Source organism: Longicatena caecimuris (genome assembly GCF_018406465.1).
Classification (GTDB): domain Bacteria; phylum Bacillota_I; class Bacilli_A; order Erysipelotrichales; family Erysipelotrichaceae; genus Longicatena; species Longicatena caecimuris.
Genome location: NZ_AP024510.1, coordinates 1,707,335 through 1,730,996, shown reverse-complemented (window position 1 = coordinate 1,730,996; position 23,662 = coordinate 1,707,335). Strand labels below are relative to the sequence as shown.

At 33.9% G+C, this 23,662-nt stretch carries 27 protein-coding genes; 22 read left to right on the top strand and 5 right to left on the bottom strand.

The genetic code is table 11. From position 1 onward, the window contains the following. Positions 1–288 precede the first annotated feature (288 nt). From KJS44_RS08185 to sigK, 10 genes are all read left to right on the top strand, one after another. The gene (locus KJS44_RS08185) at positions 289–1,728 is read left to right on the top strand and encodes a GntR family transcriptional regulator (protein WP_008688032.1); all 1,440 of its coding nucleotides are present in this window, start codon (positions 289–291) and stop codon (positions 1,726–1,728) included. A gap of 347 nt (positions 1,729–2,075) precedes the next feature. Then, positions 2,076–2,705: an SGNH/GDSL hydrolase family protein gene (locus KJS44_RS08180; RefSeq protein ID WP_008688034.1), complete on the top strand. Its 630-nt coding sequence runs from the start codon at positions 2,076–2,078 to the stop codon at positions 2,703–2,705. Positions 2,706–2,791: 86 nt separating this feature from the next. Next, on the top strand, positions 2,792–3,970 hold the full coding sequence (locus KJS44_RS08175; RefSeq protein ID WP_008688035.1) for a D-alanyl-D-alanine carboxypeptidase family protein: 1,179 nt from the start codon (positions 2,792–2,794) through the stop codon (positions 3,968–3,970). 79 nt (positions 3,971–4,049) lie between these two features. Continuing rightward, the gene (locus KJS44_RS08170) at positions 4,050–4,211 is read left to right on the top strand and encodes a hypothetical protein (RefSeq protein ID WP_008688036.1); all 162 of its coding nucleotides are present in this window, start codon (positions 4,050–4,052) and stop codon (positions 4,209–4,211) included. 129 nt (positions 4,212–4,340) lie between these two features. Then, positions 4,341–4,658: an anti-sigma factor antagonist gene (locus KJS44_RS08165; protein WP_008688037.1), complete on the top strand. Its 318-nt coding sequence runs from the start codon at positions 4,341–4,343 to the stop codon at positions 4,656–4,658. Then, positions 4,655–5,089, top strand: a complete 435-nt coding sequence (gene spoIIAB, locus KJS44_RS08160) for an anti-sigma F factor (RefSeq protein WP_008688038.1) — start codon at positions 4,655–4,657, stop codon at positions 5,087–5,089. The genes KJS44_RS08165 and spoIIAB overlap by 4 nt, the downstream gene beginning before the upstream one ends. Continuing rightward, positions 5,070–5,795 (top strand): SigB/SigF/SigG family RNA polymerase sigma factor, encoded by a 726-nt coding sequence (locus KJS44_RS08155; RefSeq protein ID WP_119957456.1) that lies wholly within the window; start codon positions 5,070–5,072, stop codon positions 5,793–5,795. Before spoIIAB ends, KJS44_RS08155 begins: the two co-directional genes overlap by 20 nt. A 469-nt stretch (positions 5,796–6,264) precedes the next feature. Further along, the gene (locus KJS44_RS08150; protein WP_008688174.1) at positions 6,265–6,903 is read left to right on the top strand and encodes a GNAT family N-acetyltransferase; all 639 of its coding nucleotides are present in this window, start codon (positions 6,265–6,267) and stop codon (positions 6,901–6,903) included. A 3-nt stretch (positions 6,904–6,906) separates the two neighbouring features. Further along, the gene (locus KJS44_RS08145; RefSeq protein WP_008688175.1) at positions 6,907–7,959 is read left to right on the top strand and encodes a hypothetical protein; all 1,053 of its coding nucleotides are present in this window, start codon (positions 6,907–6,909) and stop codon (positions 7,957–7,959) included. Between the two features lie 588 nt (positions 7,960–8,547). Continuing rightward, positions 8,548–9,282, top strand: coding sequence for an RNA polymerase sporulation sigma factor SigK (gene sigK, locus KJS44_RS08140; protein ID WP_008688178.1), 735 nt, complete (start codon positions 8,548–8,550; stop codon positions 9,280–9,282). A gap of 57 nt (positions 9,283–9,339) precedes the next feature. On the opposite strand, the gene KJS44_RS08135 is transcribed toward sigK, so the two are convergent. Continuing rightward, a complete protein-coding gene (locus KJS44_RS08135) occupies positions 9,340–10,374 on the bottom strand; it encodes a M42 family metallopeptidase (protein WP_008688180.1) in 1,035 nt (344 codons plus the stop codon). Between the two features lie 514 nt (positions 10,375–10,888). Here KJS44_RS08135 and KJS44_RS08130 point away from each other — a divergent pair. The 10 genes from KJS44_RS08130 (at position 10,889) to KJS44_RS08085 (ending at position 18,610) form a co-directional block, all read left to right on the top strand. Next, positions 10,889–11,380, top strand: a complete 492-nt coding sequence (locus KJS44_RS08130; protein WP_008688181.1) for a PTS sugar transporter subunit IIA — start codon at positions 10,889–10,891, stop codon at positions 11,378–11,380. A 5-nt stretch (positions 11,381–11,385) separates the two neighbouring features. After that, entirely contained in the window at positions 11,386–12,246 is an 861-nt protein-coding gene (locus tag KJS44_RS08125; RefSeq protein ID WP_008688183.1) for a PRD domain-containing protein, read from the top strand. Between the two features lie 72 nt (positions 12,247–12,318). After that, complete coding sequence (locus tag KJS44_RS08120; protein ID WP_008688185.1) at positions 12,319–13,698, top strand: PTS transporter subunit EIIC; 1,380 nt, start codon at positions 12,319–12,321, stop codon at positions 13,696–13,698. A gap of 2 nt (positions 13,699–13,700) precedes the next feature. Further along, on the top strand, positions 13,701–14,657 hold the full coding sequence (locus KJS44_RS08115) for a translation initiation factor eIF-2B (protein WP_008688187.1): 957 nt from the start codon (positions 13,701–13,703) through the stop codon (positions 14,655–14,657). Positions 14,658–14,659: 2 nt separating this feature from the next. Next, a complete protein-coding gene (locus KJS44_RS08110) occupies positions 14,660–15,568 on the top strand; it encodes a pseudouridine-5'-phosphate glycosidase (RefSeq protein ID WP_008688189.1) in 909 nt (302 codons plus the stop codon). Positions 15,569–15,709: 141 nt separating this feature from the next. Continuing rightward, complete coding sequence (locus KJS44_RS08105) at positions 15,710–16,201, top strand: MarR family winged helix-turn-helix transcriptional regulator (RefSeq protein ID WP_008688191.1); 492 nt, start codon at positions 15,710–15,712, stop codon at positions 16,199–16,201. Next, a complete protein-coding gene (locus KJS44_RS08100) occupies positions 16,188–16,586 on the top strand; it encodes an FMN-binding protein (protein WP_008688193.1) in 399 nt (132 codons plus the stop codon). Before KJS44_RS08105 ends, KJS44_RS08100 begins: the two co-directional genes overlap by 14 nt. Position 16,587: 1 nt before the next feature. Then, entirely contained in the window at positions 16,588–17,124 is a 537-nt protein-coding gene (locus tag KJS44_RS08095) for a flavodoxin family protein (protein WP_008688194.1), read from the top strand. A gap of 278 nt (positions 17,125–17,402) precedes the next feature. Next, entirely contained in the window at positions 17,403–18,038 is a 636-nt protein-coding gene (locus KJS44_RS08090) for a TetR/AcrR family transcriptional regulator (RefSeq protein WP_008688196.1), read from the top strand. Positions 18,039–18,040: 2 nt separating this feature from the next. After that, positions 18,041–18,610 (top strand): flavodoxin family protein, encoded by a 570-nt coding sequence (locus KJS44_RS08085; protein WP_008688200.1) that lies wholly within the window; start codon positions 18,041–18,043, stop codon positions 18,608–18,610. Between the two features lie 349 nt (positions 18,611–18,959). Here KJS44_RS08085 and KJS44_RS08080 read toward each other — a convergent pair whose 3' ends face one another. Further along, positions 18,960–19,595 (bottom strand): DJ-1/PfpI family protein, encoded by a 636-nt coding sequence (locus tag KJS44_RS08080; protein WP_008688201.1) that lies wholly within the window; start codon positions 19,593–19,595, stop codon positions 18,960–18,962. Between the two features lie 376 nt (positions 19,596–19,971). On the opposite strand from KJS44_RS08080, the gene KJS44_RS08075 reads away from it, so the two are divergent. Beyond that, complete coding sequence (locus KJS44_RS08075) at positions 19,972–20,904, top strand: helix-turn-helix transcriptional regulator (protein ID WP_008688203.1); 933 nt, start codon at positions 19,972–19,974, stop codon at positions 20,902–20,904. A gap of 277 nt (positions 20,905–21,181) precedes the next feature. Here the strand turns inward: KJS44_RS08075 and KJS44_RS08070 are convergent, their stop codons facing one another. Both KJS44_RS08070 and KJS44_RS08065 read right to left on the bottom strand, forming a co-directional pair. After that, a complete protein-coding gene (locus KJS44_RS08070) occupies positions 21,182–21,577 on the bottom strand; it encodes a hypothetical protein (RefSeq protein ID WP_008688205.1) in 396 nt (131 codons plus the stop codon). Then, the gene (locus tag KJS44_RS08065) at positions 21,567–21,779 is read right to left on the bottom strand and encodes a helix-turn-helix transcriptional regulator (RefSeq protein WP_026006723.1); all 213 of its coding nucleotides are present in this window, start codon (positions 21,777–21,779) and stop codon (positions 21,567–21,569) included. The genes KJS44_RS08070 and KJS44_RS08065 overlap by 11 nt, the downstream gene beginning before the upstream one ends. Positions 21,780–22,556: 777 nt before the next feature. Between KJS44_RS08065 and KJS44_RS08060 the strand changes: the two genes are divergently transcribed. After that, the gene (locus KJS44_RS08060; protein WP_008688208.1) at positions 22,557–23,012 is read left to right on the top strand and encodes a low molecular weight protein-tyrosine-phosphatase; all 456 of its coding nucleotides are present in this window, start codon (positions 22,557–22,559) and stop codon (positions 23,010–23,012) included. Positions 23,013–23,039: 27 nt separating this feature from the next. On the opposite strand, the gene KJS44_RS08055 is transcribed toward KJS44_RS08060, so the two are convergent. Beyond that, positions 23,040–23,630, bottom strand: coding sequence for a uracil-DNA glycosylase family protein (locus tag KJS44_RS08055; protein ID WP_008688211.1), 591 nt, complete (start codon positions 23,628–23,630; stop codon positions 23,040–23,042). Between the last annotated feature and the right edge of the window lie 32 nt (positions 23,631–23,662).

The following is a 23,662-nucleotide window of genomic DNA, read 5'->3' as shown; positions in this document are numbered from 1 at the left end:
AAGTTTGATGCAAGACTTATTATCAATCGACATACACATGTTTAGAAACTATCAAATGTTCAACCATACATTACTAAAAAATTATATATAGTTATACGACAAAAGGTAGTAAGGAATACCATGTGAAAGCAATATAAAACGAAAGAAAAGGCAGTAATCGCAAATATGTGTTTACAGAATATGTAATTTTTATTTTATGTTATGTTTCTGTGTTGCTTTTTATAGAAATGAGTGGTATATATTACTATATGTTATAACAATTAGAAATATATGGAAAGAGGTGTAGAGATGGAACAAGAAAAGACATTATATGAGTATGTTTACCGCATGATTTTGCATACGATTCATAATGGAAAATATCGTTATAATGAAGAACTTCCATCTTTAAACACCTTATGTAAAGCGTATGGTGTTGGGCGTAATACCATGCGCACAGCATTACAAAAATTGCAAAGTCATGGTTATGTTGTGCTTGAAAAAGGCAGCCCGGCTAAAGTGTTGTTTGATATTAATGATTTTGATAACAATGTACAATATCGCCAGACTATGCTAGACTCTTATCAAATGATTTATGATGTTTTCACGGTAATAGAATGGATCATGCCGGATATTAGTGTTATTTGTATGCGTAATGCAAGCAAAGAACAAATAAAGGGATTAGAAGAAAAGGTCATTGCGTTATCACAACGTCAGTTGGTGAATGAAATTGACGTCTATGAGTACCTATATGATCTTTATCTTTATGTATTATCTTTTTTAGATAATCCGATATTAAATGATTTGTTTTTAACATTAATGAATTCTCTTACTTTACCGCTTGTTCAAAACGAAGAAGAGCATAAAAAATTAACAAACAATTTTGATGCTATGAAGAAAACCTTTACGATAGCTCTGCGTTTTGTATTAAAGGGAAATGATTTCATGCTTCGTAAATTAATCTATGCATTATGTAAAGGAATAAAGAATATTACTTTAAGTTATACCAAACGTTTGACTCAGGGGATGACGATAAAGGAAAAGGCGAAATTCAGTTGGGTCAGCAATCGCTCACAAGAATATTTATACACACGTGTAGTAACGGACATCATGAACGATATCAAAACAGGTATTTATCATAATGGGGATTTATTGCCATCTTTGGCAAAGCTTGCGACACTGTATGAAGTCAGTGAGCGGACAAGCCGTAAAGCGGTCAAAAAACTGAATGAATTTCATATTGTCAATACAATAAACGGCATTGGCAGTCGTATTCAACTCGATGATCAAACGATTAAAGATTTCATGAAGAGTGCAGATGATCATATGTTGAATGGGTTACAGCATTATCGCCATAGTTTGCAGCTGTTGGATTTATTTGCTGGTTTTATATTTCCGCATGTACAAAATCAATTTAATAAAGAACGTTGTCAATCATTAGCTGATAAAATAGGTGAATTGGATGTGTTTACATTCGATGAATACTTCCAGCTTCTTTTCACAGAAGAAAATGATTGCCTGCGGGTAATTTATGAAGAGCTGAATAAACCTATGAATTGGAATTTGATAGCTTGTATCATGGCTGATAAACAGGAGATGATTAATGAAATTAAAGCCCTGCAACCACTTTATTGTGAGCATCTACGAAAACGACATTTTCATAAGATGAATGAAATCATGCATCAGGTTTTCGCAATACGCTTGCAAATGGCAGATATGGCAATTGCTGCTTGTCAAAAAGCGTTCCAATAAGACACCTTATTTTGAAATACTATTTAGAATAATATGATACTCATAACTCCAAAACGGCAGTAGACATTACGATATTTTATATTATGTGAAAGGCAGATGTTAGTAAGCATCTGTTTTTATATTGCTTTGTTAAATTATAACAACAGTATATCATACAACAAAAAGAATTTATTTGGTAAAAATATAACCATTTGTTTTTAGAATTCTTGTTATGTTTTTTATATATAATTGCTTTTTACGGTCAAAAATCTACAAATTGCTTGAAAATTCAACTATATATTATATAATTTAAGCAGTACTATATAGTTCAAGGTGCGTTGTTAGGGAGAATTGAGGTGAATGGTGGCATGAATGAAACAACAACTGCAAAAAAAGAAAAAACATATGTAAATTATCTTTCAGAAAAAAAACGAAATAAGGCCATTTATGCGATGTTGCCTTATTATGAAAATGTCATCATCTTAGGGGATTCATTAGCAGAGTCAATTCTGGATTATCGATTATTACGAAAGAAAAATGTTATAGCGAAGCGAGGGCGCTGTGTGGATATGATTGAGGGGGATATTCAGCGGGCCATTTGTATGGCTCCGGAAATGATTATTTTGGAGTATGGAAAAAATGATATCCTACATTTTCGGGATAATTTTACTTCTTTTATTACCTTGTATCGTAAGCATATCCATACATTAAAGGAAGAATTGCCGGAAACAACATTATATGTCAACTCTTTAATTCCTATGGGACAATGTCAATTAGAACGCATTGGTGGTCTGGAAGTATTTAAAACGTGTAATAGTCTATTACAATTGATGTGTGAAAAAGAGGGTATAGGATTTATTGACAACACAGCATTAATCGAATGGAAAGATGAATTGTTTGAATTTGATGGTATTCATCCCAAATATCCATTCTATCCCAAATGGCTGTATCATATGGCTGACATCTTGGGACTTTTAAAAAGAAATTTTATTATATGACCGCATATTTTGCGGTTTTTATTTTCTGCAGGGGGTTTAGGTATATCTTTCTATTCTTTCACATAGGCTTTATTGAGGTTGATACCATGAAAAAAATGATACTTTGCTGTATGGTGGCAGTGTTGAGCATGACGATGCTGACAAGTATACATGCAGATGAGAAAACAAAACAAACGACAAAAAACGATCCCCAAATTGCTCAGAACGCGAAATCCGCCTACTTAATGGAATATACAAGTGGGAAAGTTATTTATGCTAAAAATGAAAAGGCGAAATTATATCCAGCTAGTATGACGAAAATGATGGGTCTATTACTTATTTTTGAATCTTTGCACGATGGTAAACTGGATTGGAAAGATGAGGTTACTACGAGTGCATATGCTGCTAGCATGGGAGGCAGTCAGGTATTCTTGGAAGAAAATGAAACCATGAGTGTAAAAGATATGATAAAAAGTATTTGTATTGCCTCAGCCAACGATGCTATGGTTGCCATGGCCGAAAAAGTAGGAGGAAGTGCTGAACATTTCGTTGAGATGATGAATGAAAAAGCCAAAAAATTAAATCTTTGTAACACCCATTTCATGAATCCTACTGGCTTACATGATCCACAGCATTATACCTGTGCTAAAGATATGGCAATTGTTGGGAAAGCTTTAATTAAGGAAGGCGGAGATGATTTGTTAAAAATCACTTCAACATATGATGCCTATATTCGCGAAGATAGTGAAAAAGCTTTCTGGTTGGTAAATACAAATAAATTATTAAAACAATATCCTGGCGTTGATGGCTTGAAATCAGGCTTCACCTCACAAGCGATGTCCTGTATCACTATTACCGCAAAAAAGAAAGATTTACGATTAATAGCGGTCGTTATGGGAGAGCCTAGTTCAAAAGTTCGCAATGGGGAAATCAAGCAAATGCTAGATTATGGTTTCTCACAATATCAGCAAGGCTTATTATATGCAGCAGGTACTAAGATGAAAACAATACCAATTGAAAATGGAAAGCCGCAAAAAGTAGATGTGTTAACGGATAAAGATTTAGTTTATGTGTTTGAAAAAGGCAGTGAGCCAAAGGAAACGGCGAAAGAAATTTCCTTACGTAAAACACATGCGCCTTTTAAAAAGGGAGAAATTATTGGTAAGGTGCAAATTAAAATGAGTGATGGTTATACTATGGAAACGGCATTGAAAGCTGCACATGATGTAGCCGCGCTAGATTATACTGATTTATTTATGAAAGCCTTAAAAGATGTTTTTGCGTAAATATCCAAAAAAAGGTTTGCTACGCTCATCATAACGATGCTAATTAAAGGCATACTACTTCTGAAAAGAGGGATAATTGATGAGTGTTATGTGGACCATTATTGGATTTATAGCGATATTAGCATTTCTATTCTTAATATTTGCTGTTGTAAGATCAGCAGCACAATCAGATCATATGCCTAATTATGATGAAGAATATGCAAGTGATTTCTTTGATGAACAAGAAGATGATATGTATTAAAAACGGATAAGATATATCCGTTTTTTCGTGTGACAGAATAATTACTAATTGTCGAAGTGAAACATCCTTTGTCGAATATCCCCAAGGATAAGAGAATTCATGCTAAGATGAGCTGCGGAGGGATAAAAGATGAAACATCAATTTAAAGATGGTACCCTATATTTTTATTTTTATGGGGAACTGGATAATCTGACAGTTTGTAATTTGAAGCAAATATGTATCGATTTAATCGATCAGTATCAACCAAAAACTGTCAAACTGGATTTTGAAGAAGTGAGTTTTGTAGATAGCACGGGTATAGGGTTTGTTTTAGCTCGCTATAAGCAGTTGCAAAAATATCATGGTGAGTTGATTATTTGTAATTTATCAAAAGTAAATCATCGCATTTTTGCGATGAGTGGAATTTTTCAGTTAATGAAAGAGGAAAGAAATGGGGTAAAACTATGAACAAGATGACATTGGAATGTTTGGCGCATCTGGAAAATGAGGCATTTATCAGAACGAGTGCTATCGCTTTTTTAATGCCATTAAATTTATCCATGGAAGATTGTATGGAAATCAAGACGATGCTGGCAGAGGCTGTTGTCAATGCGATGATTCATGGTTATGAGGGAAATCATGAAGGGATTGTTCGTGTGCATGTATCTTATGATGAAAATCAGATCGAAATTATCGTTGCAGATGAAGGCTGTGGAATCGACGATATATCACAAGCTATGCAACCATTATTCACCAGCAAACAACACTTAGAACGAAGTGGTATGGGTATGACAATTATGCAGACATTTGCTGATGATTTTCATATTACAAGCGAAAAGGGAAAAGGGACTGTCGTCACATTACGTAAACGGATTCAACATGAATGTGTCAGCGAATAATGAAGAATTGATTCAAAGAATCAAAGATGGGGATGAAGAAGCAAAAAGTATTTTTGTAGAAAAGAACTCACCGTTAGTATATTCTATAGTTCGTCGTTTTTCTCGTCAACGCATAGCCATTGATGATTTGTTTCAAATTGGATGTGTTGGATTAATGAAGGCTTTGAACAATTTCGATACAAGTTATCAAGTTAAATTTTCAACATATGCAGTGCCCATCATCATGGGTGAAATCAAACGCTTTTTTCGTGATGATGGAAATATGCGCATATCGCGTTCATTAAAAGAAGGTTATTTGCAAATGTCAAAAAAGAAGGAAGAACTTTTGCAGAAATTGAATCGCGAACCAACTTATCAGGAAATTGCCGACGCTTTGTCAATGGATGTTGCAGATGTTATCTTAGCCTTTGAAGCGAATCAGTTTGTTTATTCTTTAGATGAAACTATTTATGAAAACGATGGATCGCCGATATTGCTAGAGGATAAGGTGAGTAATCGCAAAGAAGAAGATGTTGTTATGAAGGTGTCTTTGCAAAATGAGATTGCGCATTTAGAACAACGGGAACAATTGTTATTGCACTATCGATATGATCTGGGAATGAAACAGGAAGAAATTGCCAAAAAATTACAGATATCTCAAGTACAAGTATCACGTTTAGAAAAAAAGATATTATTAAAATTAAAAGAGCGCCTTATGGTAACATGATGAAATTCCTTTTCGAAAGAAAAGGAGTTGATGGATAGAGAATGTAATGGTTTGATCATCGTCTTTTGGTTTTTGTATTGATGAAAGAAACGAATCTTAATTGGTTATGCTTTTACGGTAGCAACCAAAGACAGTATCTTTCTTTTTGCAAAAAACATAATGTGTATATGGGCTTATGGCATTTTCGGTGTTCTTATTATAAGTCTTTGGCTATAAAAGTTTTTTCTTATGTTTTGCGTGTGTTAGCTTTAGCGTTTGATGCTTAAATTAAGTAGAGGACTTAGGCTTTTTACATCATCTTATCGTGTAAGACTTCATTTTATCTGTTGATCATATGTAGCATGATTGATTACTCAATATAAAAAGAAAGCTCTTGTTTTGTTGCGCGCAAGATCTTTTCTTTATCCTTACTTGTGCTGGTTTTAACACCTGTGATATAATAAACGGTAGCAGAAATGGATGTGAAAAGATGAATTTGGAACATGTATATCATTTAAGTGATGATGAAATCAGCGAAATTTACCATAGTTTTGCGGATAATTTCTTTCATGATGACTTGTATCGGACGATTTTTCCTTCAGAACCATCACGTCGATGGGCTTTGCCATATCTGCTGAAACATTATTTACAGGCAGTAAGACCATATTGTTATTTTATAGCGGATAGTAAAGACTTGAATTGTGTTATGGTTCTCTTTGACAGTACTTTGGAAAAAACGCTGTTATATCGTTTGCGATTATTACATCTAATTATAAAGCTTATACCAATTGCTGTAGGTGTTCACTCTATTCGCAGTATTCATCATGCTCTTGATTGTATGGATATGTTCACTAGCAAATGGACGAGAGAATTTGTGAATGGTGCATATTATCATGTGGATTTATTATACACAGATAAAGCAATGCGTCATCATGGTTTGGCGGGACATCTCTTACAGGAAGTAAAACAGGAAGCAATCAAAGAACATCGCGATATCACGTTAGAGACACATCATAAAGATAATTTACCATTATATGAACAAATTGGTTTTCATCTGATGAGTACCATTACTCATGAGGAATATGATTTAACGCAGTATTGTATGCTGCTTAGGACAAGTGAGGAATAGCTTATGTATATCAAACATCGTGTACAAAACTTTTGGAAATATTTTATATTAAACCGTGAAGAACTAGAGCATGCGTTACGAGAAAATGATCACCATGAGATTACACATCTCTTACAAGATTTAAATGAACATTTAAAAACGATTTGTGCGTGTGGCATGGAAGTTGAGATGAGTGATACAGGTTTTTATGAAATGACCTTTACACCACAAGGAAATAAGAATGCGCAGTTTGCCACAGCATTATTAAAAAAGGATGCTCCGCAAGCATTAAGTGAAGATTGGATCATTAATGCCGTACGACCACCATTAAGTGAGCGTGCTATGCATACGATATTACGTATAAAAGATAAAGAAGTTACTGGTGCTGATTTTCATGTTTATTATACGATAAATGAAATAAGCAAAACGCTCGATATCAAAGTATATTGCGAGGCTTTAAAAGATGTGGAGGAAAAGCGTCGTGAGTCGATGGTTGCTTTTATGTTGGAGTTATTCATTGGTGAGTTAGAATTTGAAGCACGCATATCAAGCATCGAAATCATAGATACACCAGATGAAGAGGCAGAAAATTTCTGTTTATTGCCAAACCTGTATGAAGATATTTGTGATATTATCATTGATCAAGATTGGATGGAATATCATGATCCATTATCTATTTACATGGCTTATAAACTTGATGAAAAGCCAGTTAGCGAAACATTGCGAAAAGATATGAAATTAATCGTAACGACGAATCCACAGCTACAAGAAGAACTCTTAAGCGATAGCTATGAAATGTGTAAGGAGTTCAAAGACTGTGGTGGAGAATATGGATACTTCTATTATGAAAAGCTATATGAGGATGAAAAAGAAGCATTGGTTCGTCAACAACTGGAAAAGGAAATAAATGAACTTTTATATGAGATGTCGATTGCCAGAACGATGGGTGGCGCTGTTGGTATTTATTATTCTTATATTGATGTAGCTATTTTTGATAAAGATGCTTTTGCTATCGCATTAGCAAAAATCAATGAAAAGATGAATTTTAAAGTTTATTATCAACCTTTTTTGAAATAAGCTACATGTAATGGGTATTGATCATGGAACTTTCATTTAATAAGTAAGTATTAAGAAAATGACAGACCATTAAGTTATTTGATGCGTAACGTATATGGTAAATACGATACCTAATTGTAATTTTTTGTGGTTTATCAAAGCATATAAGTCTTAAGGATGGATCGTTTATCGAGTTTGTTATCTATCCATAAGACTTTTTATTATCTTTTATTGTATGGGATAAATGAAAAAGGCTAGCTTTGACATAGGGGATGAAAGCAAACTTATTAACAAAACAGTACAAAAGATCATGTAAAAGAACATCAGTTTTGATATTCTTGAAATGGAAATGAAGTAATGATTTTTTGGAAAAAGCTGCAGTGAATTTTTATGAAATTACAAAAAGCAGCTATGAGATAGGATAGCAGCTTGGTAAGTATTACTTAAAACCAAGCGTTTAAGCGATATCAGCGTTTCTATTTTATATTTTGCAATAGTATAAAAAGCTTGTTTCAAATAGCTTACTTACATACTTACGACACATTATCACGAATCTTGATTAGACATATCTTGATAAGATTTTTCATATACTGACAATAGGTGATGGAAATGCTGTTTCCGATATTTGAGATTTTAAGCAGTGCTCTTGGATATGTCGGCTATATACGTTCAAATTCTTTTTTACAACCTTTAGATAAAGAAGAAGAAGCACATTGTATTGCCGGCTTAAGCTTGCAGGATGAGGAATGTCGTAATAAATTAATTGAACATAATTTGCGACTAGTAGCTCATATCGTAAAAAAGTATGATATCAAAAAAGAACAAACAGAAGATTTAATAAGCATTGGAACTATAGGTTTAATCAAAGCAATTGACTCTTTTAAACCAGAAAAAGGGCATAAATTAACTACGTATGCTTCGCGTTGTATAGAAAACGAAATATTGATGTATTTACGTAGTTCTAAAAATTATTTTCAGAATGTATCGCTTAATGATCCTATTGCAACGGATAAGGATGGAAGTGAGATTACGCTGATTGATGCAATCAGTTCTCCGCAAGAAACAAGTATCATTGAAGATATGGTCGTTGAAGATAATATCAGTAAACTAAAACAATTTCTACATGTTTTAGATTCCAGGGAATTGGAAATCATTACGAAACGATTTGGTTTATACGGTGTAGAAGAAGAAACGCAGCGAGAAATTGCCAAGCAATTGCATATTTCCAGATCATATGTTTCACGTATTGAAAAAAGAGCTTTTATGAAATTGTATCGTGAGTTTCAAAAAGAAGAAGCAAAGCATGGCGAAAAAGAACCACGGATTAATATATTTAAAGAATAAAAAACCTGAGAACAGTATAACATTTGAAATGTCTCTGTTCTCAGGTTTTTATATAGTTTATTTGCTTAACAGATAGGCATATAATAATTTTGCCGTTTCAACAACACTATCAATATGACAGCGTTCCAATCCATGACTTGAAAAACATCCCATGCCAAAGGCGGCAGCATATACATTATTACCAGCACGTATTGCGGCACTGGCATCTGTTCCATAATGATAAAAAACATCCACACAATAATGAATATTGTTTGTTTTTGCTAATTGGATAAGCTTACTGGTCAAGCCGCGATCATAGGGTGTATAATTATCCTTTGCGCAAATGGATACGCTATATTCATCTCCTAAATGATCTGGGCCAATCAAGCCGATATCCAAAGCTACATATTCTTCAACTTCAGGAGGCAGCCAAGCACCACCATGTCCGATTTCTTCATAAAAGGGGAAAGCAAAGAGCACATTGTAATATGGCTTTTTCTGCGCTTTTTGTAAATTCTCCAGTACGGCAAAGACAGCACCTACTGCCGCTTTGTCATCTATATGGCGTGACTTGATAAACCCTTTTTCGGTATAATGATAATTTGGATCAATGGAGATGATATCACCATGTTCAATACCTAAGGCACGAACATCTTGTGCACACTTGACATGCTCATCTAATACGACCATCATATTACGTTCTTCGCGAACAGCACTTCGTGCATCATCAAATACGTGTGTGGAATGTGAAGTACAAGCAACCAATCCGCTATAGCATTTGCCATCGCGAGTATGAACATGCACACATTCTCCATCAATGTTATTATAGTTAATGCCACCTAAATTACGCAGTGCCAATGTACCATCCTCATTTATATGACGTATCATCAAACCAATGGTATCTAAATGTGCACCCACACATATGGTTTTTTCTGGATGTTCACCTTCTACTTTAATATAGATGGTGCGCTTGCGATCATAACTGACCGCATAGCCAAATTCTGTAGCTAAGGCTTCCATGACGGGTGTGATTTCTTCATAATAGCTGACAGGGCTTGGCGTTTCTATCAGTTTTTTGGTTACACGCTCAATTGTTTTCTTATTAATTTCCATACAGATTACCTCTTTTCTGAAGATTATTTTAACAGTTTTTCAGAGGAGATACAAGTAAAGCTGAAAGCTGTGATGGTGATTATTAACAATTGTTAAAATTACGCGATATCCAATTTTTCTCAATGTGAAACTACGTAGTTTGATAAGAGAGCCTTAGGAAAGAAAAGGTAAGTTTTTGTTAAAACCACAGGGGAGCTTTGATCCTGAAAATAGTAGTCTAATGTATGTATATTGCAATAGAATAAGCTTTTGCCATATGCTTAAAAGCAGCACCATGAAAAAGCCATGTATTAACTATATCAGTATCTGTGATATAGAAGTGATCATAGGATTATTTTTGTTGTATTCTTGGATATTTCATAAAATAAAAAATAGGTGTTGCAAACGCTTCCATACCTTGCTATACTATACATGTATAAAGGTTAGCGAATTAAGGAATCAATCCATTTACTTAATGCTAGACCACATCATATATTTGATGTGGCCTTTTTTTTGTTCTCTGGAGGTATGAAGAATGCGAATTTCGATATTTAAAAATCAAAAAGTAAACGAAACAGAAATCGTTTCACCGTGTGAAGGTAAGTTAAAACGTTTAGAAACATCTAATGATGAAGTTTTTGCATTAAAAACACTTGGCGAAGGATTCTTTGTAAGAGCCAGTGATTCACAGATTTATGCTCCTGTTTCAGGTGTTGTTACATCAATCTTTCCGACTAAACATGCCATCGGAATACAAACAAAGAATGGAATGGATGTAATGTTACATATTGGTGTAGATACAGTAAAACTACAGAAAAATACGATTGAAAGTAGGTTACAGGTACATGACGTAGTAAAAAAAATGCAGCCTATATGTGAGATAGATCTTATCACATTTAAAAAATTGGGGATACTACCGGATGTTTATGTATTTGTCACAAACAGTGCTGAATATGATATCAAAGCAATTAGAGAAGAACAGGATATTTATGAGGGGGATGTTGTATTGAAATGTATTAGGAGGTAATTACAATGAAATACTTCTATCTAAAATCGATTAACAATAATGCTATTAGCGCAATGGATGAACATCATCACGAAGTGATTATCTTAGGGAAAGCAATAGGTATTAAATGTAATCGAACAATCCATTCACTTGTGGATAAACAACTTATCGAGCGTATCTTTGTTAGTGATACTAGTAATAAAAAATATATCGAAACCATTTTGAATAAAATGCCTTATGCATTATTTATGATCGTTGAGAAAGTCATTAAAACAGCGGAAGAAGATTTACAAACGAAATTTAAAGACGTGTTGTATCTATCGCTTTTAGATCACATATACTTCGCCTATACGACATGGCAAGATAAACAGAAAATAGAGAATCCATTGCTAAATGAAATTAAGATGTTTCATACGAATGAGTTTCATGCCGCATTACATTCCATTGCTATCATCAATCAAGCGTTACATACAGATTTTGATGAACATGAAGCAGCCTTTCTTGCTTTTCACTATATCAATGCGTTATCTAATTTAAGCAGTTTGCAAAACAAAACAATTATGAAGGATTTGGAAAGGACGGTAAATTATATTGATACATTAACAGATTATACACTTGATAAAAATTCATATTTATATGGAAGATTATTGATTCATTTAAAATGTTTATTCAATCGTCTTATTACGGATGAGAAGAAAACATTCGACAGGACGTTTATGGATGAGGTTTCACGTTCTTTAAAGATAGCACATGGGGAAGAATGGGAATATGCTGCTAAGATATCTGATTTTATGAAATCTGAACTGCACTTAAATGTAAGTGATGAAGAAGCGGCATATTTGACAATGCACATCGTCCCCATTTTAAAACAGAAGGGAGGAAAATAAAAAAATTATACAGTATGTTTATATGTTGATGTCATAAAAAGGTTAGCAGTAGAAAGAGAGAGGTGTAAAAACATGGCAGACTTTAAAAACATGGCAAAGGAAATTTTGAATTGTATTGGTGGAGTAGATAATATCAAAGAAATGTCACATTGTATGACACGACTACGTCTTAATTTGAAGGATGATGCGAAAGTTAAAAAGAATGAATTGGAAAAAATTGAGGGTGTGATGCGGGTTGTCGTCATAGGTGGACAATATCAAGTCGTATTGGGTGGAATTGTAGATGAGGTGTTTGCAGAAGCAAGTACACTAGTTGGTGATACTGTAGATGTAAATAAAGAAATGATTCAGGAAAATTTAGATGCGGATGTTCCTAAAAAAAGTAAATTCATTGAAAATCTGATAGCATTATTATCCGGAATTGTCAGTCCTATTATACCGGCAATGTTGGCAGCCGGTTTCATTACGGCTTTGGCGAAACTTGCAGTACTCGCTGGGGTATCAGAAACAAATACGACGATCCAAATATTGAGTGTTGCAGGTGATGTCTTATATGGCTTTTTCCCTATTTTTATTGGCTGGTCAGCAGCTAAATATTTTAAGGCGAATATATCCATTACATTAATGGTAGTTGGATTATTGGTATATCCTAATTTTTCGGCAATATTTGCCAATGCGACAAGCGTCAATTTTTTAGGGATACCAGTAACCAATGTTTATTATGGTAGTTCCATTTTACCAGCAATCTGTTCGGCCTATTTGATATCTAAATGTGAATTTATTTTACGTAAAATACTTCCAAATGCCTTACGCAGTATCTTTGTTCCGTTTCTGAGTGCATTAATCGTAATTCCTTTACTTATTGTTGTGATTGGCCCTATAGGGGTATGGGGTGGAGAATTGTTTGCGAATTTGTTTAGATCGACATATGAGTTGAGCCCTGTATTAGCAGGTGCTATCATAGGCGGAATCTGGCAAATATTGATTATCTTTGGTATGCACATCGCTATTCTAGGGCTTGTATCTGCGCCTAATATCGCAATGTATGGAAGAGATATGATTATTATGACGCATGCGCCATCTTTGATTTGTCAAATTACAGCCGGGTTAGCTGTTGCTTTAAAAGCAAAAGATAAGAAAATTAAGAAAAATGCACTAACCTTAAGTTTAACATCATTTTTTTCAGGTAACGTCATTGAGCCTGTAATGTATGGTATAAACCTTAAATATAAAAAACCATTTATCGCAGTATGTATAGGTGGTGCTATTGGTGGCGCAATTACTGGAGCAGCAGGAGCTGGAACAGTGGCAGCGGTAGCACTAAGTATTTATACATTCCCAGTCTATTTGGGAGCAGGTTTTGGCGGTTTGATGTTAGGTTGTGTTGTTGGTGGCCTCATAACTTTTGTTTTAACTTATTTGATGGGAATTGATGAAAAGGAGAATGCATAGTAATGAAAAATCGAGTAAAAGATATTGCATTTCAATCAGCTGATCATGTAATAGAAGAAATACGCAATATGAATGTCAAGGGAGGAAGTCCTTTTGGTAGAGCAGCTGCTTGGGCATTTAAGCTTGCTTTGCAACAAGAGGATTTAAAAACTTTTAGCGAAATCAAAACACGGTTCACCTATTTAAAAAAACAGATGTATGAATTAAAGCCAACAATGGCAACAATTTATAATAGCTGTGAAGCCATTATGCAAGAATTAGATGAAACGATGAAAGTAAACATACTAAAAGAAAAGGTGATTCACTTATGTGATAATATTATTGAACAATCGTTTGTAGCTGTAGAAAAAGTCGGGGAAATTGGATCTCATCTTATTCATGATCATGATGTTGTTTTGATGCACAGCTATAGTAGTACATTGATGGGAATCTTTCAATCAGCAGCAAATGACAAGAAACGCTTTAAGGTTATTTGTACGGAATCAAGGCCTTTACGTGAATCACGAAATGCTGTGAATGTATTAACTCGATTAGGTATTGAAACGATGTTTATTTCAGATGCATCGGTATACGAGTTTATGAATGAGGCAGATATGATCATTATGGGAGCAGACACACTTTGTACCAATGGCGATGTTGCGAACAAGATGGGGAGTGCGCAAATTGCGCGTCTTGCACAAAGTTGCAAGATACCAGTTTATTTTGCAAGTGAATTATATAAACTTGATATAAGAACCTTAAATGGTGAAAAAGTGGTTTTAGAAAGAAGAGATAAATGCGAGCTTGTAGATGAAGATGATTTTAAGGATTTTGATCAAGTAGAAGTCATAAACCAATTTTTCGATCTGACACCAGCAAGCGATATAACAGGAATCGTTACGGAATTCGGTGTTCTGCATCCATCCCAGATGTTGCAATACTGGTCAAAATTATGGGATAACATTAAGGAGGGTGAATAAATATGAATGCATTTTTAGATATAAAAGATGAGGTGCTGAAAGCAATTGAAGGTAATAAAGCAGTCGTGGCTTTAGAATCAACAATTATTTCACATGGAATGCCGTATCCCCAAAATGTGGAAATGGCGAAAAATTGTGAAGCTATTATCCGTGAGCAAGGGGCAGTACCAGCAACCATAGCAATTATGGATGGAAAAATTAAAATTGGTTTAAATGATGAAGATTTACAAACATTGGCAACCGCAAAGGATGTTGCGAAAGTTTCACGTAGAGATTTGGCTCAGGTTTTATCTGAAAAGAAAATAGGCGCTACTACGGTTGCAACTACGATGATATGTGCGAAACTTGCTGGTATTAAATTTTTTGTGACAGGCGGAATAGGTGGAATTCATCGTGGATATGAACAGACACTAGATGTTTCAGCTGATTTAGAAGAGCTTGCACAAACGGATGTTAACGTCATTTGCGCAGGGGCGAAGTCAATCTTAGACTTGCCGAGAACATTAGAATATCTTGAAACGAAGGGGGTTTGCGTCGTAGGATATAAAACAGATTATTTACCACAATTTTTTACTGCTGAAAGTGAGTATAAATTAAACACGAGAATGGATTGTGTTGAAGATATCAGTGCCTTAATACATACAAAAGAGAAATTAGGTTTACAAGGTGGCATTTTAATCACCAATCCTATTCCTAAGGAAGATTCTATGGATAAGGCATATATTGATTCTTTGATTTTACAAGCATTAAAAGAAGCTGATGAAAAAGGAATTAAAGGAAAAGCCGTTACACCTTTTCTGTTAGCTGAAATCGTTAAAAACAGTCATGGTGAAAGTCTTAAAGCAAATATTGCATTAGTATACAATAATGCAAAGCTAGGTGCAAAGCTGGCGGTTGAATATTTTAAATAGATAATATGAATGTAGAGGAGATTGTACTTATCTCCTCTTTTTGATGTCACAAACATTTCTTATTTTTTAATTATTTATCTTGCTAAATACGTAACAAGTTGCTATAATATGAGTAACTTGTTACTAATAAAGGAGATAAACATGGAACTACAAGAACTGATACAACGTTTTTCAAAGACGCGTGAGCAACAGGAAAAAGCTATTTTTAGTACTTTATTCATATTAGGGAATCGTTTGCAGACTATTTTTGATGAACGGATCCCAGATATCACATTAAAGCAGTTTATGTTGCTGTCATTAATTCGCCAAGCAGATACACAGATGACCTTTACTCAATTAGGTAGTATGATGGGGTGTTCGAGACAAAATGTTAAAAAGTTAGCAACTGTTTTAGAACGAAACGGTTATGTAACCATCAAAAAAAACAAAGCAGATGTGCGGGCAGCTACAATTGTTCCTACACCAAAGATGCATGATTTCTTTGATACGGTATTTGTGAATTATCAAACAGAGCTTACGTATGTATTTGAACACTACAGCAATGAAGAATTACAACAATTGTTTCAATTGTTTATGCGTTTATATGAGGGAGTAGAGTATTTGGAAATGAGGACAAAAAGTGAAAAAACATAAAAAAATGAAACGCATTGCTATCTGTGTACTTGTGGGTTTGGTGGGAATCGGCATTTCCATCGTTGTATTATTACAGGATATTACACAAAAAACAAACCGGATAAAGCTTCATACACCGAAACTTGCAGCAATAAAGGATGGTGTGTATGAAGGAAGTTATAGCATATTTCCTGTATCCGCAAAGGTCAAAGTGTATATTGAAAACAAACGCATAGCCGATGTGAAAATCATTACCCATGAACATGGTTTAGGAAAGGCTGCTGAAAATATCGTAAGCGATGTATTGCAGAAACAATCCTTAGAGGTAGATACTGTATCACAAGCAACCATTAGCAGTGTATGTATTTTAAAGGCTGCCGAACAGGCGATGGAAAAAGGAGAATAACATGAAGAATTTAATTATCTATACATCAAAATATGGCGCATCCCAACGCTATGCAGAAATGATATCACATGCGTTAGGGGATCCTGCGACGGAATTAAAGCAATGTAAGAAGCAAATGTTAGAAACAGCCGATCGTATTATCCTTGTAGGAGGTATTTATGCCGGAAAAATTGCTGGGATGAAGTATGTAAAGAAAATGGAACGTCATATTAAGATGAAAAAAATTTATGTATTTGCGGTAGGGGCAAGTGCGTATTGTGATGATTATCTTGAAGAAATTAAAATGAATAACATGAAGAATTGTAATCTTTCGATTTCGTTTTCCTATGGGCAAGGGACATATGATGAAGAGAAGATGAATTTCAAAGACAGAGCATTATGTCGCTCATTACGCAAAGCTTTACAGGGGAAAGAGGTTTCGGAAATGGATGCATCTATGCGTGCGTTGGTAAATACGCAAGGAAAAGCCCATGATTGGATAGATAAAAAATATGTGGATATGTTCTTAAAAAAGGTGAGTGAAAGTATTAACGCATAGATATATGCGTAACCTATATGAACTGGCCTCATTTCAACCTTGATAATTTGAAAATGGAAGGAAAGTGCCTTAATATGGTATGATTGTATGTTTTATGAAACGGTGGCTTCTAATAGAAATGGAAGCTGCCTTTTTTTCATGTGAAAGGGAGATGATCGTCAATTAATAAAAATAAACCAAAAAAGTCAATTGTACACGAAAGAAACCATTTAAATTGACATGAGCACTGGAAATTGTTTATAATTAAACTGTGAGTTTAATTATAAGAGGAGGAGACAATGGGACGAAGGAAAAAAGAGCCGAAAAGTACTCATCGGGAAAAGATTGCTGCAGCAGCATCTACCTTATTTATGCAAAAGGGTATTACGGCGACTTCTATGGATGATATAGCAAAAGCAGCCGGATACAGCAAAGCGACCCTTTATGTTTATTTTAAGAATAAGGAGGAAATTATCGGTATTTTGGTTTTAGATAGTATGCGAAAACTTTACGATTCTATATCTTCTGCGTTAGTACAAAAGGAAACAACGAAAACAAAATATGATTTTATTTGTCGTGGATTGGTGCAGTATCAAGAAGCATTTCCTTTTTATTTTAAAATGGTATTAGATAAAATCAATATTGACTTTGAAAATAATGATTGTTTGCCCGAGGAGAAGGAAACATATCAAATAGGAGAAAAAATAAACGATAAGTTAAAAGATTTTCTGATATCTGGTATGGAAAACGGTGATTTGCGTGAAGATCTGAAAATTATCCCAACTATATTTACTTTTTGGGGGATGCTATCAGGACTTATTCAACTAGCTACAAATAAGGAGAACTATATTCAAAGTACGATGAATTTATCGAAAAAGCAATTTTTGGATTATGGTTTTCAAATGTTGTATCAATCTATTGCAAAGGAGAAATGACTATGAATGAAAAGAATGTACTTGCCATTTTTGGTAGTCCCCATACAAATGGGATGACAGCAGCTATGTTTGATTGTGCAGTTCATAAAGCAGAAGAAAGGGGATATACAGTAAGGAAAGTAAATTTATATGAAAAAAATATTTCTTTCTGCAAAGGTTGTCGGGCTTGTATGGATACCAAAGTTTGTGTTCAAAAAGATGATATACAAGAAATTGTTGCCTTATTACATGAATCCTTGATTGTATTTCTGGCAGCACCTGTTTATTGGGCAAATGTGCCAGCACCGGTCAAAAATTTGTTTGATAGATTATTAGGAACAGCAATGGAAGAAACGACAACTTTCCCCAAACCACGTTTAAAAGGCAAGAAATATTTGCTATTAACTTCCTGTAATACTCCTGCACCGTTTTCGTGGATTTTTGGTCAAAGCAGAGGGGCAATCCGCAATATGGATGAATTTTTCAAAACAGCAGGTATGAAACCTATAGGAAAAATTGTATGTGCAAATGCGGCTAATAGAAAGAAACTATCCCCGGCATTAATTAAAAAGATAGAGCGGTGTGTGAAATAAATGGATTGTATTGTTTACTTATATGCTTAATATTGGAAAGATAGCAAGATGATTAGAGAATACAAGATAAAATGAAAATGACGTAGCATTTACGTCATTTTTTAATGGGATAGGATACTTAAAACTTCATATAAGACATTGCGTAAAAGCGGAAGACGTTCACTAATAATTCTTTTGCATTCTGTATATATTCTTATATAGTTTATTAAAAATCGGCATTTTCTGTTTGATATTGAGAATTGGAAGATAACCATTCTCCAGTTTGTCAAAATAATTGTTCCTCATGACGCTAATTTGAAACGATTAGCAGTTTCACATTATCATTCTCTTTAAGCAAAGCGTATAACATTTATTCATCGTTAGATGACAAACTTTGCATAAGAGCAAAGAAATGCTTTGGTTCTCCTGTACTGAAATATTCATACCAATACTCCAGGGTGCTTGATTGAAAGACATTTAAATGCTTAATAATTTGTTTTGACCATAGCAAGGCTCCGGCTGAACTTGCTGTAATAAGGTTATTATCTGCCACAGAGGGCTTATCAATATAATGATTTTTCCCTTCATAGCAAGGAGAAAACATGTCTAGATAACCTATCCCATTACTTGTATGGGGACGATTATCCAATAACCCATAGTTAGCAAGTGCGACAGTGGCTCCACAAATTGCACAAACAGTAGCACCTAAAGAAAGAAATTCGCTCGCTTTTTCAATAATTGTACCATGTTTTCGATCGCTCCAAGTATCAGCGCCCGGTAAGAGTAAGACACTTGTTTCATTCACAACAATATCATCGATTAAGCAGTCCGGTACTATTGTCATACCACCCATTGTATGGATAGGCTCATTAGAGCAGCTAACTGTTTTGAGTGCTATACGTTGTGCATCTTCCTTAAAGAAACGACCAGATTTAAGCTCTGATATAACATGACCTAATTCCCAATCTGCTAAAGTATCAAGAATATAAACATAAACGGTAACCATAAAATTCCTCCATTTTCGTTTGCTTTTTATTCACTTTCAAAAGTTCCTAAGCTTTAAATTTCATACAATTAATTACATTCTTTGCATCATAATAGTGAAACTTTTCTAGTAGTTGCTGTTTATTATGACAACTATTAAATTATCTGGTCTAATGTATGGCACATGAATATCATTATTTATCGTCTATTACATAGGATGTTTACATATCCGATAATTTCCTTATAATTCTTTATTGTCATTTTGAACAGTAATGATTACTAAGAATTTTTTCTTTTTATTATAGACTCCTTTCGTTACTTAGTGTATCACACTATCGTTGACACCATTATGACAACAATCTATAATAAAATAAGTAAATTTGAAAGGTGGTAACCAAATGAAAGTTGATAGACTAATAAGTATAGTTTTGGTTCTCCTTGATAAAAATCGTATTAGCGCACAAGAGTTAGCGGATATGTTTGAAGTTTCATTACGCACAATCTACCGTGACATAGATGCTATTGAATTGGCAGGCATTCCTATTCGTTCTACATCGGGAGTTGGCGGTGGATTTGAGATCATGCCAAATTATAAGATTGATAAAAAGGTATTTTCAACTGCTGATCTTTCCGCTATTCTAATAGGACTTTCCAGTATTTCAAACATGATACAGAGTGATGAATTAAGAAATGCACTTGCGAAAGTCAAAAGTTTTATACCCACAGAAAGGGCTAAAGAAATTGAACTAAAGGTTAATCAAATTTATATAGATTTTAGTCAATGGATAGGTAACAGCAACATACAATCATATATAGAAATTATCAAAGTAGCTTTACAAGAAAATAAGCTACTGTCATTTGATTATATAGCCCATCGCGGAAATAAGACTACACGTGTCGTTGAGCCTTATCAACTCGTATTAAAAAGTACGCATTGGTATGTATATGGATATTGCCTTAAAAGAAACGATTTTCGCTTATTCAGATTGTCGCGTATGTCAACTCTACAAAAACAAAAGGAAACTTTTATACCACGCGATTATCAAAAACCCAAATTAGAGTTTGCAGATGTTTTAGCAACCCTACAAACAAATATTAAAATTCGTATTCATAAGTCTATCGTAGATAGGGTACTTGATTATTGTCCATACGAAAATTTCATTCCCGATGATAAGGAGCATTATATCGTCAGTTTTCCTTTTATAGAGAATGATTATTATTATGATATTGTTTTGAGCTTTGGAGATAAGTGCGAATGTTTGGAACCATTACATGTTCGTGAAAAAATGAAGCAGAGAATATATGATATAGCTTCTCTATATAAAAAGTAATAGTTACTATAATATAGTGTTATAGTAACTATTACTGAGAATGTTAAAATTATTTTGCTAAGAAAACACGTGGGGTTTTAAGAAGATATAAAAAGTAAGAGAAAGTTTATATAAAACGATTCCTAAAAAAGTTTGGATAGGAATAAATGGGATATAATTCTTATAATCCATGCGTCAACATGAAGTAAGTAAATACAAGAGCAACAAACAAGTACGCAAAAGTTATTAGCTTACACACAAAGAATTAATTTGAATTTATAATCAATATACTTTTCATTCACATTTTTTTCTCAATCATATTACTTACTATAATAAGAATAATCGGTTGTACGGCAATAATAACTCCCGTAATAATCGCTGGAATGAAATAATCAAAGGAAATAAATATAACTGTTACTATACCTAATAGTACCATAGTAATCATATTCGTGATATTTCCAGATTTCTCTTTAATTGAGATATTTCGTTCGTCCATCACATTCACTTTATAATCAATATCATTTTTCATCATTCTATTATGCATAAGTTGTGTATGAGAAATGCTAAAGATTATACTCATTAAAATTAGGAGCCCTATATCTGCTGTTTTAGGAAAATCTGTAAATAAAATGATAGGAACTAAAATTGCTGAAACAATATAACCAATGTACCACAGTTTATGTTTATTTTTCACTTTTGCTTTCCTCCTCATAAATAAAAATTTCTTCAATACTCATTTGAAAGTATCTTGCAATTTTAAAGGCTAATAAAATAGATGGATTGTAGCGCCCATTTTCTAAAGAGCCTACTGTTTGACGAGATACCTCAAGAGCAGTTGCTAAATCTTCTTGTTTAATACCTCTTAGTTTTCGTAATTCTTCTAAACGATTTTTCACAACATACTCCTTTCTGAAATACATGGAAAGTTTGCTTTCCTTTTCTAAGCCTTATAATGCTTTTTTGAACAGAAAATGTCAAGTGAACTTTCCATATTTTTTATTCCTTTCTTCTTTATTAGGATTTTTGTATTCTGTATCTTCTCGCAAGAGGAAAAGGTTACTTATCCTCATCATCAAAATGATTATTCCTTAATACTTCTGAAACAGTTCCATATCCTCTTCTTAAATTTGCGAAACAGGGCAAGCATTTTAGTAAGTATTATGAAGTAATTTACATTCTATTTAAAACAGGGCTTCATATTTCTGAATAGTTGGTTTGATGATTTCTGATATTGATTTAGAAAAAGGTGTTATTGATGTAAATCACAGTTGCAAAGTAAATGTTATATAGAATATACTATAGAGGGCATAAAGATAGAAAGCGGTACAAGGCTTGTGCCTATGATAGATTGCAAAAGCGGTTCTTAGAAGTATAATAAAATATATAAACAGGAATCACTTAAAATCACACCTCATGTTTGTCAACATACCTTTGTTCTAATATGGCAAAGTTAGGAATGAACCCTAAGACATTATAAAAGATTATGGAACATTCTGATGTAGGAGTTACACTGAATGCATACAATCACTTGGTCTTTGTTGATATTCAAAAGAAATGATAGAAATGGATAATAAGTGAGTTATAAAATAAGGGTAGTTTATTTTACAACTTTTTCCTGCTAAAATATAAGAATTTATACAAGGAAATATGACGATTTAAGGAGATATAAGAACATGATTAAAATACTTTTTATTTGCCATGGGAACATCTGTCGCTCAACAATGGCAGAATCCATCATGTGCTGGCTGGTTAAAAAGAACCATCTACAAGGAGCATATTGTATTGCCTCTGCTGCAACAAGCACAGAAGAAATTGGCAATCCGATTCATCATGGAACAAGAAGAAAACTTAGGGAACAAAATATTCCAATTGTCGAACATTATGCACGACAGATTTGTTTACAAGATGCAGAAAAATACGATTACATCATTGGTATGGATGATGCCAATATACGTAATCTAACACGCATGCTGCCAGCACAGTATCATCATAAACTTTCTAAATTATTGGATCATACAAAGCGAAAAGGGAATATCGCGGATCCTTGGTATACAGGTGATTTCGATGAAACATTTGTGGATGTATTGGAAGGCTGTCAGGGATTATTAGAGGAAACAAGACCAAAATGAAAATGACGTAACTGCTACGTCATTTTTTTAAAGGAATGGAATACCTAAAATTTCATGTAAGACTTTGCGTAAAAGTGGAAGGCGTTCACTAATAAATTTTGGATGTTGTTTGAGCCAGCGATTATTTAAAGGGGAAGGGTGTGGCAAGATGAAAGCTTTTCGATCGTGTAAGGTTTGGGTATTAAAGACAAGATCATGAAAAGGTATTTTGGGGAATATATAAGAGGCAGCAAGTGCACCAATGATGATATAAAGCTCATTATCCACCATTGCCATTTCTTGTTGTAACCAGTGCTCTGCACAATGTTTGGGTGGTAAACAATCACCTCCACGCTCTTTTTTGCCGGGATAACAATGTCCCATAGAGGCAATGTAGAAATTGTTTGGATCGTAAAAGCATGCATCACTTATTTGATACCATTCTTTACGCAACCGTTTTCCACTGGCATCGTTAAAAGGAAGGCCACTTTCATGTACATGAATGGAAGGCGCCTGAGAAATCTGAAAAATTTTTGCGTGAGGATTTCCTTGAAAAATCGGTCTTGGCTCGTGTGGAAAGATGTTTTCACAAAGCCGACATTGTAAAAGCTCTTTTTTAATTTCTTCAAAATCGCTCATAGTATCACCTCTTAGTAGTATTTATTATAAAA

Coding starts and splice junctions, on each gene's coding strand:
- KJS44_RS08145 (WP_008688175.1), top strand. CDS start 6,907: ATGTATATCAAACATCGTGTACAAAACTTTTGGAAATATTTTATATTA.
- KJS44_RS08105 (WP_008688191.1), top strand. CDS start 15,710: ATGGAACTACAAGAACTGATACAACGTTTTTCAAAGACGCGTGAGCAA.
- KJS44_RS08080 (WP_008688201.1), bottom strand. CDS start 19,595: ATGGTTACCGTTTATGTTTATATTCTTGATACTTTAGCAGATTGGGAA.
- KJS44_RS08055 (WP_008688211.1), bottom strand. CDS start 23,630: ATGAGCGATTTTGAAGAAATTAAAAAAGAGCTTTTACAATGTCGGCTT.
- KJS44_RS08120 (WP_008688185.1), top strand. CDS start 12,319: ATGGCAGACTTTAAAAACATGGCAAAGGAAATTTTGAATTGTATTGGT.
- KJS44_RS08075 (WP_008688203.1), top strand. CDS start 19,972: ATGAAAGTTGATAGACTAATAAGTATAGTTTTGGTTCTCCTTGATAAA.
- spoIIAB (WP_008688038.1), top strand. CDS start 4,655: ATGAACAAGATGACATTGGAATGTTTGGCGCATCTGGAAAATGAGGCA.
- KJS44_RS08135 (WP_008688180.1), bottom strand. CDS start 10,374: ATGGAAATTAATAAGAAAACAATTGAGCGTGTAACCAAAAAACTGATA.
- KJS44_RS08130 (WP_008688181.1), top strand. CDS start 10,889: ATGCGAATTTCGATATTTAAAAATCAAAAAGTAAACGAAACAGAAATC.
- KJS44_RS08180 (WP_008688034.1), top strand. CDS start 2,076: ATGAATGAAACAACAACTGCAAAAAAAGAAAAAACATATGTAAATTAT.
- KJS44_RS08175 (WP_008688035.1), top strand. CDS start 2,792: ATGAAAAAAATGATACTTTGCTGTATGGTGGCAGTGTTGAGCATGACG.
- KJS44_RS08165 (WP_008688037.1), top strand. CDS start 4,341: ATGAAACATCAATTTAAAGATGGTACCCTATATTTTTATTTTTATGGG.
- KJS44_RS08085 (WP_008688200.1), top strand. CDS start 18,041: ATGAATGAAAAGAATGTACTTGCCATTTTTGGTAGTCCCCATACAAAT.
- sigK (WP_008688178.1), top strand. CDS start 8,548: ATGCTGTTTCCGATATTTGAGATTTTAAGCAGTGCTCTTGGATATGTC.
- KJS44_RS08155 (WP_119957456.1), top strand. CDS start 5,070: ATGAATGTGTCAGCGAATAATGAAGAATTGATTCAAAGAATCAAAGAT.
- KJS44_RS08170 (WP_008688036.1), top strand. CDS start 4,050: ATGAGTGTTATGTGGACCATTATTGGATTTATAGCGATATTAGCATTT.
- KJS44_RS08125 (WP_008688183.1), top strand. CDS start 11,386: ATGAAATACTTCTATCTAAAATCGATTAACAATAATGCTATTAGCGCA.
- KJS44_RS08115 (WP_008688187.1), top strand. CDS start 13,701: ATGAAAAATCGAGTAAAAGATATTGCATTTCAATCAGCTGATCATGTA.
- KJS44_RS08110 (WP_008688189.1), top strand. CDS start 14,660: ATGAATGCATTTTTAGATATAAAAGATGAGGTGCTGAAAGCAATTGAA.
- KJS44_RS08060 (WP_008688208.1), top strand. CDS start 22,557: ATGATTAAAATACTTTTTATTTGCCATGGGAACATCTGTCGCTCAACA.
- KJS44_RS08090 (WP_008688196.1), top strand. CDS start 17,403: ATGGGACGAAGGAAAAAAGAGCCGAAAAGTACTCATCGGGAAAAGATT.
- KJS44_RS08095 (WP_008688194.1), top strand. CDS start 16,588: ATGAAGAATTTAATTATCTATACATCAAAATATGGCGCATCCCAACGC.
- KJS44_RS08185 (WP_008688032.1), top strand. CDS start 289: ATGGAACAAGAAAAGACATTATATGAGTATGTTTACCGCATGATTTTG.
- KJS44_RS08150 (WP_008688174.1), top strand. CDS start 6,265: ATGAATTTGGAACATGTATATCATTTAAGTGATGATGAAATCAGCGAA.